Origin of the sequence: Pelagibacterium sediminicola, from assembly GCF_003390885.1 — a bacterium.
Taxonomy (GTDB): Bacteria; Pseudomonadota; Alphaproteobacteria; order Rhizobiales; family Devosiaceae; genus Pelagibacterium; species Pelagibacterium sediminicola.
The window spans coordinates 1-1260 of record NZ_QMEL01000028.1 but is presented as its reverse complement, the minus strand read 5'-3'; the positions used below and the strand labels follow the sequence as shown (position 1 = coordinate 1260).

Genomic DNA, 1260 nt, shown 5'->3' with positions numbered 1-1260 from the left:
TGGCCTGCCCCCTGAAAAGTGGTCCTCCCTGAAGTAGGCTATTTAGCCGTTAGAGAGGATTTTGGAATGCCCCAGAAGAAGCACAAGCCCGAAGAGATCGTCGCGAAGCTGCGCCAGGTCGATGTTCTGTTGTCGCAAGGACGCCCGGTTGGCGAAGCGGTTCGCTCAATCGGCGTGACGCAGTTTACCTATTACCGGTGGCGCAAGGAGTTCGGTGGCCTGAAGGGCGACCAGGTGAAGCGTCTCAAGGAGCTGGAGAAAGAGAACGATCGGCTACGCAAGGCGGTTTCGGACCTGACGCTCGAGAAGCTGATCCTGAAAGAGGCTGCCTCGGGAAACTTCTAAGCCCCGCCCGTCGTCGCCGCTGCGTCGACCATGTCATGGCAAAGTTCTCCATCTCGGAGCGCTTCGCCTGCAAGGTTCTCGGCCAGCACCGTTCGACCCAACGCAAGAAGCCCACAGGCCGGCCGGATGAAGAGGCGCTCACCGCCGACATCACTCGTCTTGCTTCACGGTATGGCCGCTATGGCTACCGCCGGATCACGGCGATGCTGCGGTCTGAGGGCTGGACGGTGAACGCCAAACGCGTCGAGCGCATCTGGCGGCGGGAGGGGCTGAAGGTTCCCCAGAAGCAACCGAAAAGAGGGCGTCTCTGGCTAAATGACGGATCATGTATCCGGCTTCGGCCGGAGCACCCCAACCATGTCTGGTCCTATGACTTTGTCGAGGGCCGGACCCACGATGGCAGGAAGTTCCGCATGCTCAACATCATCGACGAGTTCACCCGGGAATGCCTGGCGATCCGCATCGATCGCAAGCTCAACTCGACCGACGTCATCGACGCCTTGTCGGACCTGTTCATCATGCGCGGTGTGCCAGGCCATGTTCGTTCCGACAATGGCCCGGAATTCATTGCTAAGGCAGTGCGGGAGTGGATCGCCGCTGTCGGCGCGAAAACCGCCTTCATCGAACCGGGAAGCCCGTGGGAGAACGGCTACTGCGAGAGCTTCAACTCCAAGCTGCGCGACGAACTGCTCAACGGTGAGATCTTCTATAGCCTCGCTGAGGCCAGGGTCATCATCGAGGCATGGCGGCGCTATTACAACACCTAGAGGCCGCACTCATCGCTCGGTTACAAACCGCCGGCGCCGGAAGCCATCGTCTGGCCGGCGCCAACCAGTGGATCGGCACCACCTTCTGCACAGGCAATGGTCGAAAAGCCGATCATGCATTAAGACTGAAACCGGACCACTTTATAGG

At 59.9% G+C, this 1260-nt stretch carries 1 pseudogene; it reads left to right on the top strand.

Features of this window, described 5'->3' with window-relative positions:
• The first annotated feature begins 66 nt into the window (after window positions 1-66).
• Window positions 67-1235: pseudogene (locus DQG18_RS15865) on the top strand (IS3 family transposase).
• Window positions 1236-1260: the final 25 nt, after the last annotated feature.